7 protein-coding genes are annotated in these 5,309 nt (G+C 57.1%); 2 read left to right on the top strand and 5 right to left on the bottom strand.

Going from position 1 to position 5,309, the window contains the following annotated elements; all coding sequences use genetic code 11:
- Window positions 1–611 (top strand): MobA/MobL family protein (locus HK23_RS11900; protein WP_179193896.1); only part of this gene is annotated, 611 nt, incomplete at its 5' end.
- Between the two features lie 37 nt (window positions 612–648).
- Here HK23_RS11900 and HK23_RS11895 read toward each other — a convergent pair.
- The 5 genes from HK23_RS11895 to HK23_RS11875 form a co-directional block, all read right to left on the bottom strand.
- Window positions 649–2,409 (bottom strand): Hint domain-containing protein, encoded by a 1,761-nt coding sequence (locus tag HK23_RS11895; RefSeq protein ID WP_086654129.1) that lies wholly within the window; start codon window positions 2,407–2,409, stop codon window positions 649–651.
- Window positions 2,410–2,446: 37 nt separating this feature from the next.
- A complete protein-coding gene (locus HK23_RS11890) occupies window positions 2,447–2,890 on the bottom strand; it encodes a DUF29 domain-containing protein (protein WP_062268779.1) in 444 nt (147 codons plus the stop codon).
- A complete protein-coding gene (locus tag HK23_RS11885) occupies window positions 2,887–3,486 on the bottom strand; it encodes a helix-turn-helix domain-containing protein (protein WP_062268777.1) in 600 nt (199 codons plus the stop codon). The genes HK23_RS11890 and HK23_RS11885 overlap by 4 nt, the downstream gene beginning before the upstream one ends.
- A 323-nt stretch (window positions 3,487–3,809) precedes the next feature.
- A complete protein-coding gene (locus HK23_RS11880; RefSeq protein ID WP_086654128.1) occupies window positions 3,810–4,346 on the bottom strand; it encodes a replication protein in 537 nt (178 codons plus the stop codon).
- A complete protein-coding gene (locus tag HK23_RS11875; RefSeq protein WP_006560192.1) occupies window positions 4,343–4,600 on the bottom strand; it encodes a mobilization protein in 258 nt (85 codons plus the stop codon). Before HK23_RS11875 ends, HK23_RS11880 begins: the two co-directional genes overlap by 4 nt.
- A gap of 214 nt (window positions 4,601–4,814) precedes the next feature.
- Here HK23_RS11875 and mobQ point away from each other — a divergent pair.
- The coding region (gene mobQ, locus HK23_RS11870) for a MobQ family relaxase (RefSeq protein ID WP_179193895.1) at window positions 4,815–5,309 on the top strand (495 nt) is incomplete at its 3' end.

Raw genomic sequence — 5,309 nt, 5'->3', positions numbered from 1 at the left:
CCCGGACGGCCGGGGAGGATGGTCTGGGGGCCAAGACGCGGGTTCTGGACGTGGCCAGCACCGCCTCGGCCGAGATCGAGCATATGCGGGGCGTGTGGGCGCGCCAGGTCAACATGGCGCTTGAACGGCACCAGGTCGAGCAGAGGGTGGATCACAGGAGCTTCGAGCGTCAGGGGGCAGCACAGGAGCCGACCCGGCACATGGGGGTGTCAGCAACCGCACTGGAGCGGCAGGCGGCCCGCAAGATTCCCGGCCGGGAGCCGGTGACGGATCTCGGGAAGCAGAATGCGGAGATCCGTGAGCGGAACCGGGTGCTGGAAACGGCCCGCAAGGCCGTGGAGAAGGCCTCGGCGCTGTTCTCCGGCCTTGAGAAGAAGGCCCGGCTAGCGGTCGGTCTGGCCCGGAAGATCGGGCAGCGGATGGAGCGGGAGAGGGAGAGGGAGGCCGAGCGCCAGAGGAAGGAGTTGGTACGTCAGGCTGAAATCAGACGCCAGCAGGACATCCGGGCGGCTGAAGAAGCCAGGAAGGCTGCTGATCTGGAACGCAATCGCTCGAAAGGTCTCTCCAGAGGGCGAAGTCGCCGCTCTGATCGGGGATATGATCCCTGGTGATTCTGTCCTGGGTCCTGACCCAGGACAGAATAGAACATCAGACCTTCAGAGCGTGATTCTCGGAGAGTGTTTCGTCCAGGATATACGGACCTGCGGCTTTGACTTCGATTGCCATCAGGGCGAGGGCTGCTGGTGCGCGTTCTCCCAAGGGGAGCAAAGCATTGCCGCTGGTCCAGCGCATGGTTCCCTCTTCCACGTTGTTCCAGCCTGAGAGCTGGGTATCATGGAGGTGATCGGTCAGCGTGCGTGTCCGGTTGCTTTCGAACAGGGTAACCGTTCCAACCAGAACACCCAGCTGGCGGCGGTCATCGACGAAGGGGCCGATCACATCACAGGGGCGGCTGGCGTTGGAGACGATCCGAACGCTTTCAACTCTGTCGGGGATCATGAACATAACCCGTCCATTGTTGTGCCGTGCTGGCCGAATGATCGCTCCCGTATCCGTGGTCAGGTGCAGGTTGCTTTCGTGCGTTAGGGGCCGGGCTTCGGTGTGGATCGCAAAACCGGCCTTGTCCGCGCGGTTCTCGATCTGGCGGAAGAGAGGCTCGACCGCTTCTCTGGAGACCGTCAGAGGGGCGGCCGCGTCACCCCAGGTCAGATTGCTAGTGCTACCGATCGAGACAACGTTTCCCTTCTGAGAGAAGGCGCGACGGTTTCCGGTATCAAGATAGCTCTCGGTGAGCATGCCATCGGCCATAATGACTGAATGGGCTTCGGTTTCGATGTGGTAGTAGTCGTAAGACGTGATGGACTTGTCGAAGAAGATCGAGCGACCGTTCACCAGCATCCGGGCCGGAACAAACTGTCCATCAAAGAACAGGCAGTGCTCTGCCGTAATCAGCATGTCCTTGAACGGAACTCCGTCCGCGATGGCATCCTTGAGGATGCGGACCGGGTAACCCGCCTCATCATCAGGACGATGGGAGCGAACGTTGCAGTGCGCCTGACCGGTCCAGGTCACACGACGAGGGGTCGCGACACCATCAACATACGCAATGATCTCATCATCAACACTAAGGTCTTCAACGGCCTTCGTGCCATACGGCGTGTTGATGAGGCTGCCGGGGAGGAAGCAGACAAGAACTGCATCGTCACTCTCTTGACCATTAATTGTAACATAGCTTGATGCGCTGATATAAAGATTTGATCCGTCTGTTTTTTGATAAAGAGTTTTGTTAGTTTCAGTATAATCCCCTGATACTTCTATTGTGTATCCATTATCTGTCGTTATTCTTGTTTTTGATCCGTCGTATGTTGAATTTGTAACTTTACCAGCCCCTGGTATTTCTATTGTTGATCCTTTGTGAGAAAAACCATTTATTCCGCTGAATGATAAAATATTAACACCTGAAGATGGAGTTAATACAAGTGTTCCACCACCATCTCCAAAATTTATACTTGCTCCGGATAATGCAGATAGATCTGCACTTTGAACGTTTCCTAAATTAAGTGTTCCGCCATTCTTAATGTGGTAAGTCATTCCGCTAAGAGCGGAAATTGTAGTGGAACCGCTAATGTTGATAGTGCCACCATCAGCAGTAAGAGATGATCCCGTTAGAAGTCCAATAAGAGAGTTCCCAACTTCAACAGTAACATTTGCACCATCAGTCGATGTTACGATATATGGGCATATTGCAGATATTAATGCAGGAGCAAACGAGACAGAAGCAACGACATCAGTGCCTGTGAAAGTAGCGCTTGCTCCTCCTGATTCCAATAGTCCAATATAAACGGTCGGATACATAGTATATGAACCGCTCGTTGTTACAGTATTTCCGTAGCTGTATAGACCAGACATTATTTACATCCTTTTAATTTTATAGATTTATACCAAATCAAGATTGGTATTCAGGCCAGAAATCTTCGTCCATCATCTGGTCGAAGGACCATGGGCAGGCGTTCGGAAAGGTCCCTTCAGGAAAGCCGGTTTCCAAAGCAGCGTCACGGTGGGCACGGCGGTAAGCTGTGTCGATGCTGGCTTCCAGAACACTTCGTAGGCTTGGGTTGTCGGCCAGATGATCAGTCAGCGCATCGCGGGTATTGGCAATTGAAAGACGCCATGAAGCACCACGGCGCATAGGCTGGAACTCCCATTTGAGCAAGTGAAGAAGCAGCACAGTCAGACGACTGATAAGTTCACGCTTCTCAGATTTCCCCATACTCTCGATTTCCTCGGCGATATGTTCAAGGTCCGCCTCGGATAGTTTTCCGGCGCGCAGCAGTCCGACCTGCTCGTTGGCCCATGCGTAGAAGTCATGGTCATAAAGGGTGCTGCTCATGACGCTCCCCCCTGGAGTAATTCAAGTTGCATGGGCGGCCGGGTTTCCGCGGCCTGTGCCTTACGGACGTCCAGCGAGCCGTTCCATGCCACATGCGGGTTGATGAAATATACGGCCATCCCTCGGCCTTGTACGCCTTCAATCCTGCGGCGTTCGCGGCGGATCACACCCATTTTTTCTAGCGTTCCCATGATGGTACTGACGTTTTTGGGTGCGCATCCGATCCGTTCAGCAAGCTGGTCACGCGTAAGCAGCACCTCGCCCGTATCTTGTCGGAGATTGAGCAGTACCAGATCGAAAGCATGACGGACCTGATTGGGGCGATCATCAGACGATAATTCGCGGATGCCATCCCAGATTGCGGCGGTCTGCATACGGCTCAACATGGTGAAACCTCCCGGCCAAAGCCCTTCGGTAGTGTCTGGTCGTGCTGCTTTTTGCAGCGCGTGTGTGGCCCGTGAGATGGCTATGCGCGCCTCTCCGGGCAAATGCTTCAAGAGTTCTTCGGACAGGAGCGAGAGCTGCTCGGCGGCCTGTGCCGCTTCCTCCTGTCCGGATCGCTGCGGCTTGGTGGTGAGGCGCACAATCTGGGCCATGTCTCGCTCCTTGTGGAGAACCTATCTTTAGGTCTCGGATTCCGAGGTCTACTAGTCTCAGAATCTGAGACTTAAAACAATCTGTTTCTGCTGGATTTCTGCGGGGTGTGGCGATCCCTAAGAAAGAGAAAAGAATCTAATCCCCCTGTTGTCCCCCCTTTTTTCGGTGGAAAACTGCTATTTCGAGGTCTGTTCCGGCGCCCTGCGGGCGGGCTCCGCCGCTCCGCGCTCGCCCGGCCCCTGTGACGCCGGCAGAATCGGGCAAGAGAAAATGGCTCAGGAAGCAATGAGGGGACTTGCCGGCTTTCCCATCCCGGTGACGGTCAGGGCAGATACCAGCCGGTTACGTTCCCTTTGGCGTCCGCGTTTGGGAAGCAGACTATCCCACCCTTCCGGCGTTCCGTGGTCCAGCCGTTCCCACGGCACATGGTCAGCAGGTCAAGGTCGCCCTGTCGATCGAGACCATAAGCCCGCTGCCCGGCCGGTGTGTTGGCCCAGCTCGCGGCGGCCTCCTGATTCCGGGCTTTCTGGTATCCGTCCGCGTGCCCAGTTTCCCATCCATCCCGCTGCCCGAAGAAATACCCCCCGCCAAATGCCACCAGAACGATCAGGAAGGCCGTCAGGCCCGTCCATAGTAGAGATGAGCGTATTTCTGTCTTGGCGGCCTGTAGCGCCTTCTGTGAGGCTCCTGTGGCCTGTTTAAGCGCGGCTCGCATTTCGGCCGACAGGTCGTGTTCCTGCTGGTTCCGGGCCGCCTGATCGGACCGGACGGCCCGAAGCAGACGGTTTGTCTCCGCCATTTCCCGGCCGAGCTGGTCGAACGCGGCCAGCCCGTCATCCAGCTCGCGTTCGTCGGTCATGACCGGTCAGGCTCGGGCTTCTGCCAGCCCTCGAACGCCTTGTGGTCATGGTCGCGGGTGATGCGCTTCATCAGTTCGTCAATGACGCGGCCGAAGCGTTCATCCTTCCCGGCCGCGTCGATCAGCAGACCCCCGAGAATGACCTTGCGGCGAGTATCCAGTTTGCGCTCCTCGGCGTTCTGTCTGGCGAGCAAAGCCTGATACCGGGCCTTGGCCTGTTCGACCTGCTGTTTTGCCTTCTCGATAGGTGTCATTTTTCCTCCCGCACCAAGTGGGTGCAATGGTCTGTTGTGATTTCCATTCTCGCGTGACCCTGTTGATGATACCCGATTTTTCGGAAGTTTCCTTGATTCCCCGTGGAGTGCAAACAACCCTTGCGACGAAGGAGTGAAAGGCGCACTTTAGCATTGTTCCAATGCGTGCGTCAGGGACGTTCCTTCCCTGAACCCTTCCTGAACGGAGCGAGACGTGGCGATCTACCACCTGTCCGTCAAATCCATTTCGCGTTCGGCCGGTCGCAGCATCGTGGCTGCTGCTGCCTATCGTGCCGGTCAGGAGCTGACGGACGAACGGCAGGGCCTGACGCACGACTACACCCGGAAACAGGGGGTGGAGGATGCGTTCATCGTGGCCCCGGATGGTGCGGACTGGGCACAGGACCGGAACGCCTTATGGAACGCAGCCGAGGCGGCCGAGAAGCGGAAGGATGCCAAGACCGGCCGGGAATACGAGCTGGCGTTACCGGCCGAACTGGATGGGCGCGCACGGAAAGAACTGGCCCGGGATTTCGCCCGTGAGCTGGTGGCGCGGTACGGGGTGGTGGCGGATGTGGCGATCCATGAACCCGGCCGGGAAGGGGATAACCGGAACCATCACGCCCATATCCTTACCACCACCCGGACGGCCGGGGAGGATGGTCTGGGGGCCAAGACGCGGGTTCTGGACGTGGCCAGCACCGCCTCG

Origin of the sequence: Acetobacter malorum (assembly GCF_002153605.1) — a bacterium.
Taxonomy (GTDB): domain Bacteria; phylum Pseudomonadota; class Alphaproteobacteria; order Acetobacterales; family Acetobacteraceae; genus Acetobacter; species Acetobacter malorum_A.
The sequence above is the reverse complement of the archived record's forward strand: the minus strand, read 5'-3'. Positions and strand labels throughout refer to the sequence as shown.

Bases quoted from the DNA above. Each gene is read 5' to 3' on its own strand.
- HK23_RS11895 (WP_086654129.1), bottom strand. From the start codon at position 2,409: ATGTCTGGTCTATACAGCTACGGAAATACTGTAACAACGAGCGGTTCA.
- HK23_RS11890 (WP_062268779.1), bottom strand. From the start codon at position 2,890: ATGAGCAGCACCCTTTATGACCATGACTTCTACGCATGGGCCAACGAG.
- HK23_RS11885 (WP_062268777.1), bottom strand. From the start codon at position 3,486: ATGGCCCAGATTGTGCGCCTCACCACCAAGCCGCAGCGATCCGGACAG.
- HK23_RS11880 (WP_086654128.1), bottom strand. From the start codon at position 4,346: ATGACCGACGAACGCGAGCTGGATGACGGGCTGGCCGCGTTCGACCAG.
- HK23_RS11875 (WP_006560192.1), bottom strand. From the start codon at position 4,600: ATGACACCTATCGAGAAGGCAAAACAGCAGGTCGAACAGGCCAAGGCC.